At 71.5% G+C, this 21067-nt stretch carries 16 protein-coding genes; 12 read left to right on the forward strand and 4 right to left on the reverse strand.

Annotated features, from left to right (window positions below; genetic code table 11):
* Window positions 1–36: 36 nt before the first annotated feature.
* Window positions 37–4551 (reverse strand): DUF6531 domain-containing protein, encoded by a 4515-nt coding sequence (locus AY578_RS25430; RefSeq protein ID WP_215048198.1) that lies wholly within the window; start codon window positions 4549–4551, stop codon window positions 37–39.
* 96 nt (window positions 4552–4647) lie between these two features.
* Here AY578_RS25430 and AY578_RS25435 point away from each other — a divergent pair, with 96 nt between their 5' ends.
* On the forward strand, window positions 4648–5817 hold the full coding sequence (locus AY578_RS25435) for a DUF6183 family protein (protein ID WP_020700060.1): 1170 nt from the start codon (window positions 4648–4650) through the stop codon (window positions 5815–5817).
* Here the strand turns inward: AY578_RS25435 and AY578_RS25440 are convergent.
* Window positions 5786–6553: a GntR family transcriptional regulator gene (locus AY578_RS25440; RefSeq protein WP_019523562.1), complete on the reverse strand. Its 768-nt coding sequence runs from the start codon at window positions 6551–6553 to the stop codon at window positions 5786–5788. The genes AY578_RS25435 and AY578_RS25440 overlap by 32 nt on opposite strands.
* Before the next feature lie 374 nt (window positions 6554–6927).
* On the opposite strand from AY578_RS25440, the gene AY578_RS25445 reads away from it, so the two are divergent.
* From AY578_RS25445 to AY578_RS25460, 4 genes are all read left to right on the forward strand, one after another.
* Window positions 6928–8205, forward strand: coding sequence for an extracellular solute-binding protein (locus tag AY578_RS25445; RefSeq protein ID WP_019523561.1), 1278 nt, complete (start codon window positions 6928–6930; stop codon window positions 8203–8205).
* 88 nt (window positions 8206–8293) lie between these two features.
* A complete protein-coding gene (locus tag AY578_RS25450; protein ID WP_161231662.1) occupies window positions 8294–9280 on the forward strand; it encodes a carbohydrate ABC transporter permease in 987 nt (328 codons plus the stop codon).
* Window positions 9277–10110, forward strand: coding sequence for a carbohydrate ABC transporter permease (locus tag AY578_RS25455; RefSeq protein ID WP_019523559.1), 834 nt, complete (start codon window positions 9277–9279; stop codon window positions 10108–10110). The genes AY578_RS25450 and AY578_RS25455 overlap by 4 nt, the downstream gene beginning before the upstream one ends.
* Before the next feature lie 9 nt (window positions 10111–10119).
* Window positions 10120–11610 (forward strand): glycoside hydrolase family 3 protein, encoded by a 1491-nt coding sequence (locus AY578_RS25460; RefSeq protein WP_161231661.1) that lies wholly within the window; start codon window positions 10120–10122, stop codon window positions 11608–11610.
* A 139-nt stretch (window positions 11611–11749) separates the two neighbouring features.
* Here AY578_RS25460 and AY578_RS25465 read toward each other — a convergent pair whose 3' ends face one another.
* Window positions 11750–12343, reverse strand: a complete 594-nt coding sequence (locus tag AY578_RS25465) for a YdeI/OmpD-associated family protein (RefSeq protein ID WP_210636688.1) — start codon at window positions 12341–12343, stop codon at window positions 11750–11752.
* A 158-nt stretch (window positions 12344–12501) separates the two neighbouring features.
* On the opposite strand from AY578_RS25465, the gene AY578_RS25470 reads away from it, so the two are divergent.
* The 4 genes from AY578_RS25470 to AY578_RS25485 all read left to right on the forward strand — a co-directional run bounded on the left by AY578_RS25470 (window position 12502) and on the right by AY578_RS25485 (window position 15435).
* Window positions 12502–12897 (forward strand): cell division protein SepF, encoded by a 396-nt coding sequence (locus AY578_RS25470; RefSeq protein WP_019523556.1) that lies wholly within the window; start codon window positions 12502–12504, stop codon window positions 12895–12897.
* 104 nt (window positions 12898–13001) lie between these two features.
* Entirely contained in the window at window positions 13002–14225 is a 1224-nt protein-coding gene (locus tag AY578_RS25475; RefSeq protein WP_028961690.1) for an ATP-binding protein, read from the forward strand.
* Window positions 14218–14598 (forward strand): nucleotide pyrophosphohydrolase, encoded by a 381-nt coding sequence (locus AY578_RS25480; protein WP_028961689.1) that lies wholly within the window; start codon window positions 14218–14220, stop codon window positions 14596–14598. Before AY578_RS25475 ends, AY578_RS25480 begins: the two co-directional genes overlap by 8 nt.
* Window positions 14599–14964: 366 nt before the next feature.
* On the forward strand, window positions 14965–15435 hold the full coding sequence (locus tag AY578_RS25485; RefSeq protein WP_136238020.1) for a DUF6099 family protein: 471 nt from the start codon (window positions 14965–14967) through the stop codon (window positions 15433–15435).
* 18 nt (window positions 15436–15453) lie between these two features.
* On the opposite strand, the gene AY578_RS25490 is transcribed toward AY578_RS25485, so the two are convergent.
* A complete protein-coding gene (locus tag AY578_RS25490) occupies window positions 15454–15690 on the reverse strand; it encodes a hypothetical protein (protein WP_136238021.1) in 237 nt (78 codons plus the stop codon).
* 211 nt (window positions 15691–15901) lie between these two features.
* On the opposite strand from AY578_RS25490, the gene AY578_RS25495 reads away from it, so the two are divergent.
* The 3 genes from AY578_RS25495 to AY578_RS25505 all read left to right on the forward strand — a co-directional run bounded on the left by AY578_RS25495 (window position 15902) and on the right by AY578_RS25505 (window position 21015).
* Window positions 15902–16825: an LLM class F420-dependent oxidoreductase gene (locus tag AY578_RS25495; protein WP_258905644.1), complete on the forward strand. Its 924-nt coding sequence runs from the start codon at window positions 15902–15904 to the stop codon at window positions 16823–16825.
* Window positions 16826–16984: 159 nt separating this feature from the next.
* Window positions 16985–18448, forward strand: a complete 1464-nt coding sequence (locus AY578_RS25500) for a 3' terminal RNA ribose 2'-O-methyltransferase Hen1 (RefSeq protein WP_136238022.1) — start codon at window positions 16985–16987, stop codon at window positions 18446–18448.
* Window positions 18445–21015 carry a polynucleotide kinase-phosphatase gene (locus AY578_RS25505; protein ID WP_258905648.1) on the forward strand — a complete coding sequence of 857 codons (2571 nt, stop codon included), beginning with the start codon at window positions 18445–18447 and terminating at the stop codon, window positions 21013–21015. The genes AY578_RS25500 and AY578_RS25505 overlap by 4 nt, the downstream gene beginning before the upstream one ends.
* The last annotated feature ends 52 nt before the right edge of the window (window positions 21016–21067 follow it).

Genomic DNA, 21067 nt, shown 5'->3' on the forward strand with positions numbered 1-21067 from the left:
CGGTCGCTGTCGACCACGCGGGACCCGACCGCCGCCTCAGACCGGGTACGCCGTGTGGATGTGGCCGTCACGGATGACGACTTCGACAACACTGGTCTCTCGACCGCTGCCGTTCACACCTACCGGCTCGCCGTAGTCGAAGCGGTGCAGATGACTGTCCTGGCCTGCTCGGGCGCGGGGGTTGGGTATCGCCGGGGTTCCGTCGACACCTTCCCGAAGCCGTCGGCCCAGGACGAAGTCGTCGGCGTCCCAGAAGAAGTCCTCGTAGAACTCACCAGGCAGTGAGGGCTCAGGTCCGGTCGGGTCGGCGTTCTCCCGCACTCGGTCCTGAGCACCCGGGCCGTGCTGGCCCTCGATGTGGGCCTCGCGTTGCTCCGTGATGCCGTGTCTGCTGCTCTCGCAGTTGACCAACCCCCACGGATCGGTCCACCGAAGGGGGTCAGGGACGTACCCGTGGTGGTTCGGCGCCGGGGCGAGGCCCAGCGGATCCGGACTGACATAGCGGGCATTGGCGGGGTCGTAGTAGCGGCGGAAGTTGTAGTGGAGGCCTGTCTCGCGGTCGTGGTACTGCCCTGGGAAGCGGAGAGGGCAGTCGACGGGATCCGAGGTGTGGGCCAGCGGCGCGCCCCACAGAGTGGTGCGTGCCCGCCACGTGATCCGGCCTGCCTCGTCGACCAGTTCCGTGGGTGTGCCCACCACATCGGTGATGATGGCGTAGAAGCGGCGGTCGACCTCGTCCTGGTCCAGTTGTGCCAGCGCGCGGTTCGTGCCGGGAGCCCATTCCCAGCTCCTGGTGGGGCCGTCGACGGACTCGCTCTGTTCCGCCAGGTGGGAACCGTCCCAGGTGAAGACGGTTTCCTCTGCGGTCCGGCCGTCGTCGGACAGCCGCCGCTTGGCGACGCGTCGGCCAAGACCGTCGTACACGTACGCCCAGCGGCAGCCGTCCGGGGTCGTGACCTGAGTGAGCCGGTCCTCGGCGTCCCACTCGTAGGTCCATTCCCTCGTCCCCCCGGACAGCAGCTTGCGTGTCTGCCGGACGAGGCGCCCCTGCGGATCGTGCACGTAGGTGACGTGGCCGGCCCTGCGGATGAGGGTCCCGTCGTGGACCCGCTCCCCTTGCGGGCCGCCTTCCGGGGTGTCGGCGCGGCTGACGTTGCCCGCCGCGTCATAGGCGTAGCGCTCGGACCACCCGTCGGCCGTGACCGCCTCGACCCGGCCGAGGCGATCACGGGTGAACCCGCGGACGCCATGGGTCTGGTCCGCGACGGCCGTCAGGCTGCCGTCCTGTCCGTACGAGTAGGAGCGGTGCAGCAATGCCCGATGGAGAGTGTCCGAATCGGAGGCGGCTCCCGTCCGGACCGTCTGGCCGGTGAGACGGTGGCCGGCGTCCCACTCCTGGGTGAGTACCGCCGCCTCGCCGAGCCGTCGCTCGGTCTCGTGCCCCGACGCCCCGTAGCCGAAGGACAGGGAGTTCTCGGCCAGTCGTACTCGGAGGGGGCGGTTGTTGGCGTCCCATTCCCACCGACTGACGACACCTGACGGGGTCGTCCGCTCCACCCGCCTGCCGAGAACGTCGTACGCGGTGCGCAGTGCGCGTCCGTCACACTCCTCCGAGACGACACGGCCCGCCGCATCGCGTGTGAGTGTGAGGACGGTGTGGGGCGTGACTGCCCTTGTCAGCTGGCCGGCGGCGTCGTAGGCGAAGGTGGCGGCTTCCTCCCCGGAACGCCGTTGCACGACCCGTCCGCACGCATCGCGCATGTACGTGGTGATCTGCCCCGCACCGTTGGTGCGCCGGACCAGGCGGCCCGCCGCGTCGTAGGCGTAGGACACGGTGCGTCCGTTGAAGTCGGTCTCGCTCACGAGACGGCCCGCAGGGTCGTACTCGTAGGTCCATACGGCACCCGACGCGCTCGTCACAGAGGTGAGCCGCAACTCTGTGTCGTACGCGAACCACGTCGTCGAGCCGTCTGCCTCCGTACGGGCCCGCACCCGGTCGAAGTGGGTGATGGCGTGAGTCGTGCTCCGTCCGTCGGTGCCGGTGTGGCGGACGACGTTGCCTTCTCCGTCGTAGGACCAACTCTCGCTGCTGCCGTCGGCCATGACCCGCTCGGCCGGGAGCCCTTCCACCGTCCAGGTGGTACGGGTTGTCGAACCGGTGGCGCCGACGGATTCGACGATGCGCCCGAAGGCGTCACGGGTGACCCGGCTGGTCCCGCCCAGCGGCGCCGTGACGGCGTCGGGCAGGCCCAGCGGTCCGGGCTGGACACGGTGGGTCGCGCCGAGCGCGTTAGTCACGGAGAGGAGTGCTCCGGAGGCGTCGTGGACGTAGGCGGTCACGGCGCCGTCGACGTCGACCGTCGCTGTCGGGTTGCCGTTGTCGTCATAGGCGTACCCGCGCCTGCCGCCGGTCGGCAGAGTGATCCACACCGGACGGTCGAAGGCGTCGTACTCACAGCTCGTCGTCGTGCCGTCGGGCCGCACCACGGAGGTGGGGTTGCCGCGCTCGTCGTAGCTGAAGCGGGATGTGTGGCCCAGCGGATCCGTCCGCGAGAGCAGCCGGTTGTACGCGTCCCATTCGGCGTGCGTGGTGTTGCCGAGCGGGTCGGTCTGGGCGACCACCTGCCCGCGCTCGTTGTACCGATAGGCCGTGGTGTGGCCCAGAGAATCCGTATACCGCGTCTCGCGGGCGTCAGTGTCGTAGGCGATCGTGCAGGACAGGAATCCTTCTGCGCCGTCACCTCGGACGCACCGATCGGCGTCGTCGTACGAGAAGCGGTACCAGGAGCCGTTGCGGTCGGTCCAGGACGTGATGCGTCCCTGGAGGTCGTAGGTGAGCATGAACGGCAGTCCGCTGGAGTTGCGGATCTCGGTGAGATGCCCTTCGGTGCTGTACGCGTACCGCAGTAGCGTCGTGCCCTCGGGCCCGTCCGCCTCGTTGCGCAGCCGCAGTGCGACGATCCGGTCGTCCTCGGTGTCGATGTGCACATGACGGCCTCCGGAGTCGCGCACGGCGGTGGGCGCGCCGGATGCGTCCCGGTCAACGTCGATGCGCCGCCCGCCGCGGTCGGTCACCGCGGCCAACGGGAGGGTGAACGCCTCCTGCGCGGCGACAGGTGAGGCCGGTGGAGCGAAGTGACGGGTGCGGCCTGATGCGGGGTCGGTGATGCGGAGGGGGGCACCTGGCGCCCCGTCCCAGTCCAGGGGCCAGCGCGGTCCTTCGAGAGGCATGACCGAAGTACCGGGTGCGGGGACGGGATACACAAGGATCATGCCGTCCTCGGACGCGAAGACGGCTCCGTTGTCGTCCAGTTCGAGACGCTCGTCGAGCGTCGATGCCCAGGAGGGGCCGAACCACCGGCCCCAGTGGTAGGTCGACAGATGTGTTCGCCGCAGCACGAGGGGGAGGAGTCCGGGAAGACTGACGTCGGTCTCCTCCATGATCATCTCGCCGGAAACCATGTCGACGGGATCGCCGTTCTTGCAGCGCCCCTTGGCGGGCTTGCTCTTGCCGACGGCGTCGTCCGCCCCCTTCCGCAGCCCGCGTCCGAGCCCTTTGGTCATGGCCTTGAGGCCGCCTTTGCCCAGCGCCTTCATGCCTTTGGCGAGGCCGCCGAGGGTGGTGAGGCCCTTCATGCCGGGTATGCAGTCCAGTGCGGCCAGTCCGACGTCCCATAGGGACGCTTGTCCCTTGGAATACTTGTAGAGCGTGTCGGCCAGGACGACGAGGGCGGCGATGAGGACGATCGCGCCGAGGATCGGCCCGCCGATGATCAGGGCGACGATGCCGACGACCGCGACCACGATCTTGCAGGCGGCGACGATGTTGTCCCAGTTGTCGGTGAACCAGTCGCCGATCTCCTCCCACCACGACCGGTTCTGAATCCCCGCGTCGGAGGCCTCGTCGATCTTCGACTTCGCGTCCCGCGCCGCCTCCTCACGCATCTTCCGCGCGTCCGCGGCCATCTTCTTCGCCGCGTCCAGCGCGCTCTGCGCGGACGTCACGTCCGACTGCGCCTTCGTGTGCGCGCTCTTGGCGCTGCGCACGTCCCGCGTCGCGGCCCGCACCTTCGCCTCGTCGGGCTTGTCCGCGTCCGACTTCGACCCCGTCGGGTCGTCCTTGTACTTGTCGGCCTCCTTCGTCGCCCGCCCCACCCACGACTGAGCCGACGCCAGCTTCGACTTCGCCGACGTCAGGTCCGCCTGCGCCTCACGCGCCTTCGCCAACGCCTTGTCCGCCAGCGCCTGCGCCCGCTCCAGCTTCGGCCAGTAGTCCGCGAGCGCGTCCCCGCACATCGCGTACGACTTCTCCAGCTTCCTCAGATTCTTCGGAACGCCGGAGAACTCCTCCTTGAACACCTTCGCCGACTTGCCCGCCCACTCCGCCAGCGTCCCCTCACCGGCCATCCCCTTCACCAGACGCAACGCCTCGGAGACGTCATCGGCGAAGTCGTGCAGGAACCTCGCGAGCTTGCGCACCCGCTCCGGGTCACCGGGCGTCGGGTCCTTGTCCAGATCAAGGACATGCCAATCGTGTGGGCGGTGACCCATGAGCTCCCCCGTTGCGACGCTTCACTCGTAGAACGTGTGCCTGAGCAAAGCTACTTGATGTCATCCTCGTAGACTCGTGAGGTGAGTCATGACCGAGTGACACCTGGTGACGGCGCTTCCGAGCGGCGGCGATGGGAAGAGGCAGGCCCGGAGGAACTGGCGCGTCTGGCCGGGCAGCGGCCGGGAGAGCTGTTCGCGGCGGCGGAGCAGCTGTGCGCTGAAGCGTCCGGTGAGGAGTTCGGAGGGAGCCTGGCAGTGCGCACCGTCGGGCGCATCGCCGAGGCCCTCGCCGAGACGCGCTCCCAGGGCTGCGCCGCGTACGCCGTGGACATCGTGGGCCGACTGCTGCCCTGCGGAACTGTGGCCTGGGAGGAAGGGGACCGGATTCGGCGCTCGGTGGCCGCGAGGCTGGCCAAGGTGCAGCCTCTACGGAACCTCGAGCCCTTGTTCGGGCAGGTGCCGGACGGACTTCACGATTCTGAGGTCGAGACCCGGGCCTGTCTGCTCGGTGAGCTCGCGCTGCTCGGCACCGGGACCGGGCGAGCTCGTATGGATGCCTACGCCGAGAGGTTGCGCACGCTCGGGCACCCGCTGGCGTGGCTGCCTGAGACCCGGCTCGACATCGAGCACCGGTTCATGGTGAGGGTGCGCGGGCTCGGGGCGGTCAAGACCTTGCGGCAGCTTCGGGCCCGTTTTCCCGAGGTGCCGCCGAGTGAGACCGGTGCGGATGCCGGGCTGCACGCTGTCGGTGTGCCCGATGACGCCCGGGCTCAGGCGGCCGCACGGCCCTTCGTCGCCGGCGGGTGGGCGCGTACTCCCGAGGCGCGATTCTTCGTGCTGCCTGCGCCGATCGAGCCCGGTGACTTCGGGACGGCCCTTCTTCAGCGGCTCCCCCTGGATTGTCTGGAGGGCGACGGGACCGCGGTCGCCTGTATGACGACGCCCGATGACGTGCTCAACGAGTTGTTCTCCGCCGCGTATCACGGCGGGGCCGGTGGGCAGGGGCAGGGTGGTGCGTATGCGCGGCTCTTCGCGTGGGAGAGTCTGTACGCCCTCATGGGGCTACCCGCCGACGTGCCGTTCCTCGAAGCCGTGCGGACCACCCCCGATCACCGCTGGCTCCGCTTCCTCGCTTCCACCCCGTGGTTCCACCACGACACCGCCGACCTGGGCCTCGCCGTGCTCGACGCCTCCCGTACCCGCGTCGCGGTCCTCGCTGCCACCGACACCGATGTCATGGCGTCGGACGCGTCAGCACAGCCGTGAACTTGTAGCGGGAGCCCCGGTACACCGACCGCACCCACTCCACCGGTGTCCCGTTCTCGTCCCGCGAGTGGCGGGACAGCAGCAGCATCGGCAGGCCCACGTCCGTGGCGAGCAGGCCCGCCTCGCGCGGGGTCGCCGGCGACGTCTCGATGGTCTCGTCGGCCTCCGCCGGCCGCACCCCGTACACCTCGGCCAGCGTCGTGTAGAGGGAGGTGTAGCGGCGGAGGTTGCGGCGCAGGCCGGGGAAGCGGCGGGCGGAGAGGTGGGTCGCCTCGATCGCCATCGGCTCGCCGCCGGCCAGCCGCAGCCGCTCGATGCGCAGCACCCTGTCCTCCGGCTCGACCTCCAGCAGTGCCGCCAGCTCCTCGTCGGCCGCGACATAGCCGATGTCCAGGACACGGGACGCCGGGTTGAGACCCTGCGCCCTCATGTCCTCCGTATAAGAGGTGAGCTGAAGCGTCCGGTACACCTTCGGGCGGGCCACGAACGTGCCCTTGCCCTGGATCCGGTCCAGCCGTCCCTCGCTCACCAGCTCCAGCAGCGCCTTGCGGACCGTCGTACGGGACGTGCCGAACTCGACGGCGAGCAGCCGCTCGGCCGGCATCGGGGAGCCCGGGACGCGCTCGTCCGTCATCTGCAGCAGCCGCTGCTTGATGCGGTAGTACTTCGGCACGCGGTCCCCGCGGCCCGGCGCCCCCGTGCCGGGCCGGTCGGCGCTGCTGACGTCCGTGCTCATGTCCTGCCTTCCGGCTGCGGTGTCCGGCGCGCGGACGGCAGGGGGCCGGCCGCGGTGCACGTCGGCGGACCGTCAGGTGATCGGCGCCGCACGCTCGGCGATCCCGTTATAACGGCGCGCTCTTGCTTTGGTCTAGTCCAACCCTGGATCCCGTCCCTCTTTGGGTGGACATCTCCACGTCACACACGGCCCGTTGCCGTTACCCAGCCGTGAGTGGGGCAACCCTTGACACGACCATAGGTCTAGGCCAAGCTCCCCTTGCTGGTCTAAACCATTTAGCGGAAGCCGGGTCCCAGCCCGCCGAGCTGTTGCGCCGATGTCAGGGTCACCGCGAGGGCGTGGGTGTGCAAGGCATTCCTGAGGAGGGGTGGCGCGTGAAGCGCAAGCTGATAGCCGCGATCGGGGTCGCGGGCATGTTGTTCTCGGTCGCTGCGTGCGGTGGCGACGACGGCGGCGACGGCAAGAAGGCCGGCGCGGACGGCTACGCCGGACAGACGCTCACCGTCTGGGTCATGGACGGCTCCTCACCGGACCAGTGGCAGAAGGACCTCGCCGCCGAGTTCGAGAAGAAGACCAAGGCGAAGGTCAAGTTCGAGGTCCAGCAGTGGAACGGCATCCAGCAGAAGCTGACCACCGCCCTGTCCGAGGAGAACCCTCCGGACGTCTTCGAGATCGGCAACACCCAGACCCCCGCCTACGCCAAGACCGGCGGCCTCGCCGACCTCGCTGACCTCAAGGAGGAGATCGGCGCCGACTGGACCGAGTCCCTCAACGAGTCCTCCGTCTACGAGGGCAAGCAGTACGCCGCCCCCTGGTACTTCGCCAACCGCGTCGTCCTCTACAACAAGAAGGTCTGGGCCGACGCCGGCCTCAAGGACACCCCCAAGACCCGCGACGAGTTCTACGCCGCGCTGAAGACCATCGGTGAGAAGACCGACGCCGAGCCGATCTACCTGCCCGGCCAGAACTGGTACCACTTCGTCGGCCTGGTCATCGGCGAGGGCGGCGAACTCGTCAAGAAGGACGGCGACAAGTACGTCTCCAACCTCGACGACCCGAAGGTCGCCGCGGCCGCCGAGACCTACAAGAAGTTCCAGGCCCTGTCCAAGGCCCCCAAGGACAAGGACGAGGCCACCCCGCAGCAGGGCGAGGTCTTCGCCAAGGGCAACGTCGGCGCCTTCATCGGCATGGGCTGGGAGGCCGGCATCGCCGTCGAGGCCAACCCCGCCATCGAGAAGCAGATCGGCTACTTCACCATCCCCGGCGCCACCGCCGGCAAGCCCGAGGGCGTCTTCCTCGGCGGCTCCAACCTCGCCGTCGCCGCGGGCAGCCAGAAGCAGGAGCTCGCCAAGGAGTTCCTGAAGCTCGCCCTCTCCGACACGTTCGAGGGCCAGCTCGCCAAGGAGAACGGCGTCATCCCCAACAAGGAGTCGCTGCAGAGCAACCTCAAGGGCAACGCGCCCGCCGAGGCCGCAGCTCCCGCCGCCGCCGTCGGCGGCACCACCCCGCTGATCGCCGAGTGGGCCGCCGTCGAGAACGACCCCAACCCGATCAAGACGTATCTGACCGCCGTCCTGAACGGCAAGTCCCCGGCCGCCGCCGCGAAGCAGGTCGAGGGCGAGTTCAACAAGCGCCTGGCGCAGCAGCAGTAACAGCGCACGCGCTCCGACCGGAGCGGGGACCGGCCGACGGGACGGTCCCCGCCCCGCGTTGAGCACGCCGAGAAGAGAGATCGCGAGCATGACCGTGCAGACCGAACGGCCGCCCTCCTCACCGGCGGACGTCCGCAAGGCGGACGACCCCGCACCCGCCGGGCCCCGACCCAGAGCCGCGTCGCGGGCCGGCGCGCTCGCCCCGTACCTCCTGCTGCTGCCCGCCTGCGCGGCCACCGTGCTGCTGCTCGGCTGGCCGCTGCTGAAGGACCTGCTGCTGTCGTTCCAGAACCTCAACATGGCGCAGCTCATCCAGCACGTCACCGAGTGGAACGGCGTCGACAACTACAAGGAGGTCCTCACCGGGGAGGACTTCTGGCGGGTCACCCTCCGCTCCATCCTGTTCACCGCCGTCAACGTCGTCCTCACCATGCTGCTGGGCGCCCTCGTCGGTCTGCTGCTCGCCCGCCTGGGCAGGCGGATGCGGTTCACGCTGATGATGGGCCTGGTGCTGGCCTGGGCGATGCCCGTGGTCGCCGCCACCACCGTCTACCAGTGGCTGTTCGCGCAGCGCTTCGGCGTCGTCAACTGGGTCCTCGACAAGCTCGGCTGGCACGCCATGGCCGACTACAGCTGGACCAGCAGCCAGATGTCGACGTTCTTCGTCGTCACCCTGCTCATCGTCTGGATGTCCGTGCCGTTCGTCGCGATCAACCTCTACGCGGCGACCACCACCATCCCCGGCGAGCTGTACGAGGCGGCCGCGCTCGACGGCGCCGGCGCCTGGCGCAGCTTCACCACCGTCACCCTGCCGTTCCTGCGGCCGTTCCTCTACGCCACGACATTCCTGGAGATCATCTGGATCTTCAAGGCGTTCGTCCAGGTCTTCACCTTCAACGGCGGCGGCCCCGACCGGCTCACCGAGATCCTGCCCGTCTACGCCTACATCGAGGGCGTCGGCAACCAGCACTACGGCATGGGCGCGGCGATCGCGGTGCTGACCATCCTGATCATGCTCGGCCTGACCGCGTACTACCTCAGGATCGTGCTCAAGCAAGAGGAGGACGAGCTGTGAAGCGCTCGCTCTTCGGCCGCATCTGGCCCAACGCCACCGCCCTCGTCGTCTTCGCCGCCTGCATCTTCCCCGTGTACTGGATGTTCGCCACGGCGCTGAAGCCGACCGGCGACATCATCGCCGAGGACCCGGTCTGGTTCCCCACGGACATCACGTTCGAGCACTTCGGGACCGCGACGGACGCCGAGCACTTCTGGACGTATCTCCGCAACTCGCTCACCGTCACCTGTCTGGCCGTCCTCTTCTCCCTGGCCGTCGCGCTGGCCGGCTCCTTCGCCCTGGCCCGTATGCGGTTCAAGGGGCGGCGCGGCTTCGTCATCGGGTTCATGCTGGCCCAGATGGCGCCCTGGGAGGTCATGGTGATCGCGATCTACATGATCGTGCGCGACGCCTCCATGCTGAACAGCCTGGTGCCGCTGACCGCGTTCTACATGATGATGATCCTGCCCTTCACCATCCTGACGCTGCGTGGCTTCGTCGCCGCCGTGCCGAAGGAGCTGGAGGAGTCCGCGATGGTCGACGGCTGCACCCGCGCCCAGGCGTTCCGCCGGGTCATCCTGCCGCTGCTCGCGCCCGGCCTGATGTCCACGTCCATGTTCGGCTTCATCACCGCCTGGAACGAGTTCCCCCTCGTCCTGGTGCTCAGCAAGGAGTCCGGCGGCGCGCAGACCCTGCCGCTGTGGCTGTCCAGCTTCCAGACCCAGTTCGGCGACGACTGGGGCGCCACCATGGCCGCCTCCTCCCTGTTCGCCGTGCCGATCCTGATCCTCTTCGTCTTCCTGCAGCGCCGCGCCGTCAGCGGCCTCACCGCAGGCGCCGTGAAGGGATAACGCCACCAGATGACGACATTCACCACCGGCGCCTCCACCCTCACCCGGGACGCGCTCGCCGTGCTGCAGCCGGGGTTCACCGGCACCAGCGCACCCGACTGGGTGCGGCGCAGACTGGCCGAGGGCCTGGTCTCCGTCGCCCTGTTCGGCCGTAACGTCGCCGACCCCGAGCAGGTCACCGCCCTCACCGCCCAGCTGCGCGCCGAACGGGACGACCTGCTGGTGGCCATCGACGAGGAGGCCGGCGACGTCACCCGTCTCGAGGTGCGCACCGGCTCCTCGTTCCCCGGCAACCACGCCCTCGGCGCCGTCGACGACCCCGCCCTCACCCGTCGGGTGGCCCGCGAGCTGGGCCGCCGGCTCGCCGCGTGCGGCGTCAACCTCAACTGGGCTCCCTCGGCCGACGTCAACGCCAACCCCGACAACCCGGTGATCGGCGTACGGTCCTTCGGCCGCGACCCCGCCCTCGTCGCCCGGCACACCGCCGCCTATGTCGAGGGCCTGCAGTCCCACGGCGTCGCCGCCTGCACCAAGCACTTCCCCGGCCACGGCGACACCAGCGTCGACTCCCACCACGCGCTCCCGCAGATCGACCTGGACGCCACCACGCTGCACGAGCGCGAACTCCGGCCGTTCCGCGCCGCCATCGAGGCCGGCACGCGTGCCGTCATGACCGCCCACATCCGCGTCCCCGTCCTCGACCCGGACCGCCCCGCCACCCTCTCCCCGCGCATCCTCACCGGCCTGCTGCGCGACGAGCTCGGCTACGACGGTCTCATCGTCACCGACGGCATGGAGATGGGCGCCGTCACCGGCACCTACGGCCTCGAACACGGGGTCGTGCTGGCCATCGCGGCCGGCGCCGACGCGATCTGCGTGGGCGGCGGACTCGCCGACGAGGACACGGTGCTGCGGCTCCAGGACGCCCTGGTCACCGCCGTACGCTCCGGCGAACTGCCCGAGGAACGGCTCGCCGACGCCGCGGCCCGGGTCAGGTCCCTCGCCGCCTGGACGACGGGCATGCGCCGGTCGCCCTCCGCGGCGGACGACCCGGCGCCGGAGATCGGCCTGACGGCCGCGCGCCGCGCCGTCACGGTCACCCGTGCCGGCGGTCCCGCACCGGTCACCGCGCCCGTCTACGTCGCCACGTTCAGCCCCGCCCCCAACATCGCCGTCGGCGACGAGACGCCGTGGGGCGTCGGCGCGGAACTGGAACGCCTCCTCCCCGGCACGGACACGGGCCACTTCACCGGCCCCGACGCGGGAAGGGAGGCCCTGCGCGCGGCCGCCGGCCGGAGGGTGGTCGCGGTGGTCCGCGACGAACACCGGCACCCGTGGATGGGCGCGGCCCTGGACACGCTGCTGGCGGAGGGGCCGGACACGGTGGTCGTGGAGATGGGGGTGCCGCAGTCGGCGCCGCGCGGCGCCGTGCACATTGCCACCCACGGAGCGGCGAGGGTATGCGGCGTGGCCGCGGCGGAGGCGGTCCTGGCGGGCTAGCTCACCCTTGGCGGACCCCGCTCCTCAAATGCCGGACGGGCTACCAGCAGCCCCTCCGGCGCTTGAGGAGCGGGGTCCGGGGCGGAGCCCCGGGGTCGGGTACGGGAAGGGGCGGAGGGGGCGAAACGACCCCCGGCCGTCACGGATACAGCTTCTCCCCCCGCGCCAGCATGGCCACGAACTTCTCGATCCGCGCCGCCCGCGTAGCCGCCCGCTTCGCCTCCTCGATCCGGTGAAGGATCGCGTACCGGTTCCGGCTGTCCAAGCCCTCGAAGAACTCCCGCGCCCCCACAGGCGCCGCGTCCAACGCAGCCCGCAGATCGTCAGGAACGACCGCACTCCGCTGCCCCGCGTACGCCGCCTCCCACCGCCCGTCCGCCTTGGCCCTCTCCACCTCCCGCAGCCCGGCCGGCCGCATCCGCCCCCGCTCGATCAACTCGATCGCCTTCTGCCGGTTCACCGCGGACCACCGACTCCGAGCCCGCCGCGGAGTGAACCGCTGGACCCAGTACGTCTCGTCCAGACTCCGCTTCTGCCCGTCGATCCACCCGAAGCACAGCGCGGACTCCAGCGCGGTGGCGTAGTCGACCCCCTTCAGCCCGGACCCCTTCCGCGGAATCCTCAGCCACAGCCCCTCCGCATCCCCCTGGTGCTCCTCCAGCCATGCCTCGAACTCCTCCTGGGTCGAGAAACCCAGCACCGGCCCCACCGCACCACCCGTCTCACCAGCCATGTGCACATGCAAGCCGCGCCCGGGACCAAGGTCAACAGCCCACACGGATCGGGGTGTTGCGGGGCAAGCGATGGCGGAGCGTGTCGTTGTTGGGCCGAACGGGTGACCATGGGTAAGAATTGGCCGATGCAGACAGCCAGCGCGACAGGGGACGGAGCATGCCGGTGAGCAGCCACGATGTCACCGACGAACAGTGGGAGGGGCTCGCCCAGGTCGTGCCGCTGCGGGGCCGCGACGCATGGCCGTCCTCGGTCGGCCGCCGCGCGATGCCGGAGGCCAGGACGGAGGCGCGGCGCCGTTTCGTCGTCCTGCGTGTGAACGTCTTCGCGGACGCCCGCGAGGTGGCCGAGACCCTGATGTCCGGGATACCCGTCCTGCTCGACCTGACGGGCGCGGAACCGGACGTCGCCAAACGCGTCCTCGACTTCAGCACGGGCGTCGTCTTCGGCCTCGCCAGCGGAATGCACCGCGTGGACCGCAACGTCTTCCTGCTGACGCCGGAGGGCATGGAGGTCACCGGACTGATGGAGGGCGTGGGAGCGCCCGGCGCATGACGCTCCACGCGCCCCGCGCGCGAAGACCGGCGCGCCGTCCGTTCGTAGGAACGGCCCTCTGACGGAACGGTTCGGCGGCAGCGGAAGCGTTTAGCGTCCGGCGCATGACCCCGCCGCCCCCGCCCCAGCCGGTCGCGACGACGACGCCCCCGCCGCCCGCCGCACCACCCCCCACGCGCGCGCCCGTGGACCCCGGGCAGGCCCGGCGCCCCAACCTGCCGCGCGTCACCGAGCTGCTGCTCTCCGCCTTCGCCGGACACCGCGGCACCACGTTCCGCCTGGGCGACCTCACCCTGCTCGCCGGTCCCAGCGGCACCGGCAAGACCACCGCGCTGCGCGCCTACGAGGCGCTCGCGCGGCTCGGCGGCGGAGCCGAACTGGGCGAGGTGTTCCCGAGCCCTTCGGCCTGCGTCCCGGAGCGGGCCCGGCCTGACGCCCAGCGCCGCCGCGGCTTCCGCATCGGCTGCACCGCCGACGGCCCCGAGGGCCCGGTCCGCCTGGAGGTCGCCGTCCAGGCGGAGCCCGAACTGCGCATCGTGGGGGAAAGGCTGTCCGCCGACGGCCTGGTTCTCCTGGAGACCGCGCTGCGCGATCCCCGCCGGCGCACCGTGCAGGCCGCCTGGCACACGGGCGGCGCCACCGCGGTCACCCGCGCGCCCCTCCCCGACGACCGTCTCGGCACCGCGCTGCTGCCGCTGCGCGTCGCCGGCACGACCGCCGGGCAGCTCCGCGTGCTCGCCGCCGCCGAGCAGATGCTGGTGGCGCTGCGCTCCGTCTTCCCCTGCGACCCCCGCCCCGAGCGGATGCGGGACCCCGTCCCCGCGGGCAGCGGGCGGCTGCTCCCGGGCTGCGAGAACCTCGCCGACGTGCTGTGGCGCACCCGCTCCGAGTGCACCCGCCGCCACGCCCTGCTCGTGGACGCGGTGCGCGTCGGCTGCGCCGGACCCGTCGCCGACCTGCTCGCCGAGCCGTCCGCCGGAGGCCGCCTGGTGCGCGCCGTGCTCGACCGGGGCAACGGCGCCCGCACGACGCTGCGCCGGCTCGGCGACGGCGAACTGCGCTACACCGCCCTCGCGCTGGTCCTGCTCACCGGCCCCGGCGTGCTGGAGGCGGACATCCCCGGCGAGGTGCCGGCCGCCCTGCAGTGCCTCACCGTCCTCGCCGACAACCTCGACCGGGCGCAGGACCCGGCCCAGCGCGCGGCCCTGCTGGCGCTGGCGGCGCGGATGTGCGAACGGGGGCACATCCGCCTGGTCGGCGCGGTGAGCGACGCCACCTGGGCCGCCCGGGTGCCCGGGGCGACCGTGGTACACCTGAGGCGTGACTGATCCGCACGACGCGTCCCGGCCCGCCGACCTGCCCGCGCTCCGGCGCCGCCTCGCCGAGTTCGCCGCCGCGCGGAACTGGCAGCCGTACCACACGCCCAAGAACCTGGTCGCCGCGCTCGCCGTGGAGGCGGCCGAACTGCAGGAGATCTTCCAGTGGTTGACGCCGGAGGAGTCCGCCCGCGTGATGGACGACCCGGACACCGCGCACCGCGTCACCGACGAGGTGGCCGACGTGCTGGCCTACCTCCTCCAGTTCTGCGAGGTCCTCGGCGTCGACCCGCTGGCGGCCCTGGCCGAGAAGATCGACCGGAACGAGCACAGGTTCCCGGTGCCTGACCCGGAGCGGTCGTCCGGAGCTCCGCCCCGCGCTTAGGGCCTGTCCGGCGGATCACGCCGAGGACGCGGGGTCTGGCACGCCCGTCTGCGGCGTTGTCGTCACTCGCCGACGCTCCGCGTCGACTCCCTCCTCCGCCTTGCAGCTGGACGCACCAGACCCCGCTCATCTGGGTTGCAAGACGCTGCGCCTTTCCCCCGACTTGATCCGCCGGACAGGCCCGAGGAGCCATCCCTTCCACTCTCACGCTCGGTAGTCGAATGTTCGACCGGCCCTCCCCGGCTGTCCACAGATTTCGGACTTCCTCTGGCCTTTTGTCTCACAGAGCTTCACTCTGGGTAGTGAACAAGGGAGTGCAACGGATGCGGACGCGTGGGCAGCGCGTCGGACAGACGGGGGCAGCGCATGGACGCTGTGCGGCTCATCGTGACGAGCAGGAGGGCCCTGGCCGCCGGCGGCCAGGTTCCGGAGCTGCTGACCGAGGTGTGGCAGGCGCAGGCCCTGGCCCAGGCGGTAGGGAGCCGCCTGGCGCTCGTGGGCCCGCCCCAACTGCGCGACGAAGCCACGGGGTTGGCCGACCTGGCCTGCCGTGGCATCGGCGTCCTGGACCGGCCGCCGGCCGACTTCGGTGAGCCGCGCGCGGCCCGGCTCACCGAACTGGGCGACACCCGCGCGTGCCTGATGCACCTCGGCGGCCTGCTCGGCGACGTCGGCATCGCCCTCGTCGGCATCGCCTGCGCCGCCGGCGACGAGGCGACGTACTGGAGCTGTGTCGAGGCCATCGACGCGGCGGACGAGGCGCGGGACCGCGTCCGGGACATGCTCCGCAAACTGGCGGAGCGGGAGGCGGCGTTACCCCGGCGGGAGGCCGGCTGACCGCCGGGTCACGAGCCCTCAGACGCCCGGGCTGTCGCCCGACCCCTCGGCCGAGGCCCCCCGCGCCTCACCCCTCCCGCCGGCCCCCTGAAGCTCCGCGTCCAGCGCGGACAGGTCCGCGTTCAGCGCCGCCATCAGCATGTCCATCTGCGCCAGCAGACCCCCCTGCGGCCCTCCGGGCATCACCCCGCCCCGCTGCGGCCCTCCGGGCACCACCCCGCCCCCCTGCGGCACACTGCTCTGCTCCTCCGACATGACGGCCCCCTCGGCCCATGGCCCCGCCGGGGGGCCGACACGGTGACGCCCCGGCGTCACAGGTCCGGCGCGGGTGCCGGACGCTCCGGCTCCGAGCGAGCCAACGATCTTCCCCACCCCCGGTCACGACCGGCCGTACCACCGGCGTGCGGCGAGGCACGCCGAGGGGCCACGCGCGCCCCCGCCCCGGTGACCGTGCAGGATGGAAGGCATGGATCTTCGCATCTTCACCGAGCCCCAGCAGGGGGCCACCTACGACACTCTGCTCACCGTCGCCAAGGCCACCGAGGACCTCGGCTTCGACGCCTTCTTCCGTTCCGACCACTACCTGAGCATGGGCTCCGCGGACGGCCTGCCCGGCCCCACCGACGCCTGGATCACCCTCGCCGGACTCGCCCGCGAGACCAAGCGGATCCGCCTCGGCACGCTGATGACCGCCGCCACCTTCCGCCTGCCCGGCGTGCTCGCCATCCAGGTCGCGCAGGTCGACCAGATGTCCGGCGGACGCGTCGAACTCGGCCTGGGCGCGGGCTGGTTCGAGGAGGAGCACAAGGCGTACGGCATCCCCTTCCCCAAGGAGAAGTTCGCCCGCCTCGAGGAGCAGCTCGAGATCGTCACCGGTCTGTGGGCCACCGAGGCCGGCAAGACCTTCGACTTCCACGGCACCTACTACGACCTCACCAAGTCGCCCGCGCTGCCCAAGCCGGCCCAGTCCAAGGTGCCCGTGCTGATCGGCGGCCACGGCGCCAAGAGGACCCCGCGCCTCGCGGCCCGGTTCGCCGACGAGTTCAACATCCCCTTCGCGTCGGTCGAGGACTCCGCCTCCCAGTTCGAGCGGGTCCGGAACGCCGCCCGTGAGATCGGCCGCGACCCGGGCGAACTCGTCTACTCCAACGCCCTCGTCGTCTGCGTCGGCCGCGACGACCAGGAGGTGGCGCGCCGCGCCGCCGCGATCGGCCGTGAGGCCGACGAGCTGAAGGCGAACGGTCTGGCGGGTTCCCCGGCCGAGGTGGTCGACAAGATCGGCCGCTACGCCGAGATCGGCTCGCAGCGCGTCTACCTCCAGGTGCTCGACCTGTCCGACCTGGACCACCTGGAGCTGATCTCCTCCCAGGTCCAGTCCCAGCTGTCCTGACCCGGCGCGGGAGCGGGGCCGCACCCGTGAAGGGGCGGCCCCGCACCGCATATGCGCGAAAAATACGCGGACCCCCGCGACCCCTTGCCTGTACGTTGGGCCGACACCGTGAATCCCGGTGTTCTCCCCAGCTCAGAAGGTGTCTCGAGGTGTGACTCCGTGTTCCTGACGATCAGCACCACCGGCTCCGCGCAGCGCCCGGCGACCGACCTCGGTCATCTGCTGCACAAGCATCCCGAGAAGGCGCAGGCGTTCTCCACGTCGTACGGCACGGCGCACGTCCTCTACCCCGAGGCGGACGCCGAACGCTGCACGGCGGCGCTGCTGCTGGAGGTGGACGCGGTGGCGCTGGTCCGGCGCGGCAAGGGCAAGGGCCGCGGCGGCGCACCCGACGCCGCCCTGACGCAGTACGTCAACGACCGGCCGTACGCGGCCTCCTCACTGCTCGCCGTCGCCCTCGGCTCCGTCTTCTCCAGCGCCATGCGTGGTGTGTGCACCGCGCGCCCGGAGCTGCCGGACGCCCCGCGCCCGCTGCGTATCGAGGTGCCCGCGCTGCCCGCGCGCGGCGGCGCCGACCTGGTCCGCCGCCTCTTCGAGCCGCTCGGCTGGACGGTCACCGCCGAACCGGTGCCGCTGGACACGGAGTTCCCTGACTGGGGCGACTCCCGCTACATACGCCTGACCCTGGAGGCCCAGGAGCTCACCCTCGCCGAGGCGCTGCGCCACCTGTACGTGCTGCTCCCCGTCCTGGACGACGCCAAGCACTACTGGGTCTCCCCGGACGAGGTCGACAAGCTGCTGCGCGTCGGCGACGGCTGGCTGGCCGGCCACCCGGAGCGGGAGCTGATCACCCGCCGCTACCTCTCCCACCGCTGGTCGCTGACCCGGCAGGCGAAGGAGCGGCTGGAGCTGGTGCGGCTGGCCGAGGCGGACGACAGCGAGGTCGAGGACCTCGACAACGCCGTGGAGCCGGAGGCCGAGGAGGAGGAGCGGCCCACCCCGCTCGCCGTGCGGCGCCGCGAGGCGATCCTCGGCGTGCTGCGCGCGTCCGGAGCCGCCCGGGTGCTCGACCTCGGCTGCGGGCAGGGCCAGTTGGTGCAGGCGCTGCTGAAGGACCCGGCGTTCACCGAGATCGTCGGCGTGGACGTGTCGATGCGGGCGCTCACCATCGCCTCCCGGCGGCTCAAGCTGGACCGCATGGGGGAGCGGCAGGCGTCCCGCGTCACCCTCCTCCAGGGCTCCCTCGCCTACACCGACAAGCGCCTCAAGGGTTACGACGCGGCCGTGCTCAGCGAGGTGATCGAACACCTCGACCTGCCACGGCTGCCCGCCCTGGAGTACGCGGTGTTCGGCGCCGCCCGCCCCCGTACGGTGTGCGTCACCACCCCGAACGTCGAGTACAACGTCCGCTGGGAGAGCCTGCCGGCCGGGCATGTCCGGCACGGCGACCACCGCTTCGAGTGGACCCGCGAGGAGTTCCGCGGCTGGGGCCGCACCGTCGCCGAACGGCACGGCTACGACGTCGAGTTCCTGCCGGTCGGTCCTGACGACCCCGAGGTCGGACCGCCCACCCAGATGGCCGTGTTCCGGCTCGGCACCCCGAAGGAGGCGAAGGCCGCATGACGACCACCGACACCACCGCCACCGCCGCGCGCGGCCGTGCCCTGCCGGTCACCGACCTGTCCCTGGTGGTGCTGATCGGCGCCTCCGGCTCGGGCAAGTCCACTTTCGCGCGCCGCCACTTCAAGCCGACGGAGGTCATCTCCTCCGACTTCTGCCGGGGTCTGGTCGCCGACGACGAGAACGACCAGAGCGCCTCCCGTGACGCCTTCGACGTGCTGCACTACATCGCGGGCAAGCGCCTCGCGGCCGGCCGCCGCACCGTCGTCGACGCCACCAGCGTCCAGCAGGACGCCCGGCGTCAGCTGATCGACCTGGCCAGGCAGCACGACGTGCTGCCGATCGCCATCGTCCTCGACGTGCCCGAGGAGGTGTGCGCCGAGCGCAACGCGGCCCGCACCGACCGCGCCGACATGCCCCGCCGGGTCATCCGCCGCCACACCCGCGAACTCCGGCGCAGCCTGCGCCACCTGGAGCGCGAGGGCTTCCGCAAGGTGCACGTGCTGCGCGGCGTGGAGGAGGTCGAGCACGCCACCGTGGTCACGGAGAAGCGGTTCAACGACCTCACCCACCTCACCGGGCCGTTCGACATCGTCGGCGACATCCACGGCTGCTCCGCCGAACTGGAGGCGCTGCTCGGCAAGCTGGGCTACGTCGACGGCGTCCACCCGGAGGGCCGCACCGCCGTGTTCGTCGGCGACCTCGTCGACCGCGGGCCCGACAGCCCCGGCGTGCTGCGCCGCGTGATGTCCATGGTCACGTCGGGCAACGCCCTGTGCGTGCCCGGCAACCACGAGAACAAGTTCGGCCGCTACCTCAAGGGCCGCAACGTCCAGCACACGCACGGACTCGCCGAGACGATCGAGCAGATGGAGGGTGAGAGCGAGGAATTCCGCGCCGAGGTACGGGAGTTCGTCGAGGGTCTGGTCAGCCACTACGTCCTCGACGGCGGCAAGCTCGTCGTCTGCCACGCCGGCCTGCCCGAGAAGTACCACGGCCGCACCTCCGGCCGGGTCCGCAGCCACGCCCTCTACGGCGACACCACCGGCGAGACCGACGAGTTCGGGCTGCCCGTGCGCTACCCGTGGGCGGAGGACTACCGCGGCAAGGCCGCCGTCGTCTACGGCCACACGCCCGTCCCCGAGGCGACCTGGCTCAACAACACCATCTGCCTGGACACCGGGGCGGTGTTCGGCGGCAAGCTCACCGCGCTGCGCTGGCCGGAGCGCGAGCTCGTCGACGTACCGGCCGAGCAGGTCTGGTACGAGCCGGTGCGGCCGCTGCGCACCGAGGCGCCCGGCGGGCACGAGGGGCGCCCGCTGGACCTGGCGGACGTGCACGGCCGGCGGGTCGTGGAGACCCGGCACATGGGCCGGGTGGCCGTACGGGAGGAGAACGCGGCGGCCGCGCTGGAGGTGATGAGCCGGTTCGCGCTCGACCCGCGGCTGCTGCCGTACCTGCCGCCGACCATGGCGCCCACCGCGACCTCGCAGCTCGACGGCTACCTGGAGCACCCGGTGGAGGCGTTCGCGCGCTACGAGCAGGACGGTGTGGCCCGGGTGGTGTGCGAGGAGAAGCACATGGGGTCGCGCGCGGTCGCCCTGGTGTGCCGGGACGCGGAGACGGCGTCCCGCCGGTTCGGCGCGGCCGGGGGCGAGACGGGCTCGCTGTACACCCGTACCGGCCGGCCGTTCTTCGACGACGCCGACGTCACCGAGGAGATCCTCGGCCGGCTGCGCACGGCCGCCGGCGAGGCCGGGCTGTGGGACGAACTCGAGACCGACTGGCTGCTGCTGGACGCCGAGCTGATGCCGTGGTCGCTGAAGGCGTCCGGGCTGCTGCGCACCCAGTACGCGGCGGTCGGCGCCGCGGCCGGCGCGGTCTTCCCGTCCGCCCTCACGGCCCTGGAGGGCGCGGCGGCCCGCGGGGTCGACGTGGGCGAGCTGCTGACCCGTCAGCGGGAGCGGGCGAGCGCGGCGGCCGGGTTCACCGACGCCTACCGCCGCTACTGCTGGACCACCGAAGGGCTGGAGGGCGTGCGTCTCGCGCCGTTCCAGATCCTCGCCGTGCGGGGCCGCAGCCTGGCCGGGCTGCCGCACGACGGGCAGCTCGCCCTGATCGACCGCATGGTCGAGCACGACGCCACGGGCCTGCTCCAGACCACCCGCCGGCTCTACGTCGACACCGCCGACCCCGAGTCGGTGCGGGCCGGCGTGGACTGGTGGCTGGAGATGACCGGACGCGGCGGCGAGGGCATGGTCGTCAAGCCGGTCGGCGCCCTTGCCCGCGACGGCGCCGGACGGCTGGTGCAGCCGGGCGTCAAGTGCCGCGGCCGGGAGTACCTGCGGATCATCTACGGTCCCGAGTACACCCGGCCGGAGAACCTGGCCCGCCTGCGCTCCCGCTTCCTCGGCCACAAGCAGTCCCTCGCCCTGCGCGAGTACGCCCTCGGCCTGGAGGCCCTGGACCGCCTCGCCGACGGGGAGCCGCTGTGGCGGGGCCACGAGCCGGTGTTCGCGGTGCTCGCGGTGCTCGCCCTGGAGTCGGAACCGGTCGACCCGCGTCTGTGAGGCGCGCGGGGCGCGGAGGACCACCGGTACCTCCGCGCCCCGCCGCCCGCCG

It is taken from the genome of Streptomyces thermocarboxydus (assembly GCF_024760485.1).
GTDB lineage: Bacteria > Actinomycetota > Actinomycetes > Streptomycetales > Streptomycetaceae > Streptomyces > Streptomyces cellulosae.

Bases quoted from the DNA above. Each gene is read 5' to 3' on its own strand.
- AY578_RS25460 (WP_161231661.1), top strand. From the start codon at position 10,120: ATGACGACATTCACCACCGGCGCCTCCACCCTCACCCGGGACGCGCTC.
- AY578_RS25485 (WP_136238020.1), top strand. From the start codon at position 14,965: ATGGACGCTGTGCGGCTCATCGTGACGAGCAGGAGGGCCCTGGCCGCC.
- AY578_RS25465 (WP_210636688.1), bottom strand. From the start codon at position 12,343: ATGGCTGGTGAGACGGGTGGTGCGGTGGGGCCGGTGCTGGGTTTCTCG.
- AY578_RS25495 (WP_258905644.1), top strand. From the start codon at position 15,902: ATGGATCTTCGCATCTTCACCGAGCCCCAGCAGGGGGCCACCTACGAC.
- AY578_RS25505 (WP_258905648.1), top strand. From the start codon at position 18,445: ATGACGACCACCGACACCACCGCCACCGCCGCGCGCGGCCGTGCCCTG.
- AY578_RS25490 (WP_136238021.1), bottom strand. From the start codon at position 15,690: ATGTCGGAGGAGCAGAGCAGTGTGCCGCAGGGGGGCGGGGTGGTGCCC.
- AY578_RS25450 (WP_161231662.1), top strand. From the start codon at position 8,294: ATGACCGTGCAGACCGAACGGCCGCCCTCCTCACCGGCGGACGTCCGC.
- AY578_RS25470 (WP_019523556.1), top strand. From the start codon at position 12,502: ATGCCGGTGAGCAGCCACGATGTCACCGACGAACAGTGGGAGGGGCTC.
- AY578_RS25440 (WP_019523562.1), bottom strand. From the start codon at position 6,553: ATGAGCACGGACGTCAGCAGCGCCGACCGGCCCGGCACGGGGGCGCCG.
- AY578_RS25475 (WP_028961690.1), top strand. From the start codon at position 13,002: ATGACCCCGCCGCCCCCGCCCCAGCCGGTCGCGACGACGACGCCCCCG.
- AY578_RS25430 (WP_215048198.1), bottom strand. From the start codon at position 4,551: ATGGGTCACCGCCCACACGATTGGCATGTCCTTGATCTGGACAAGGAC.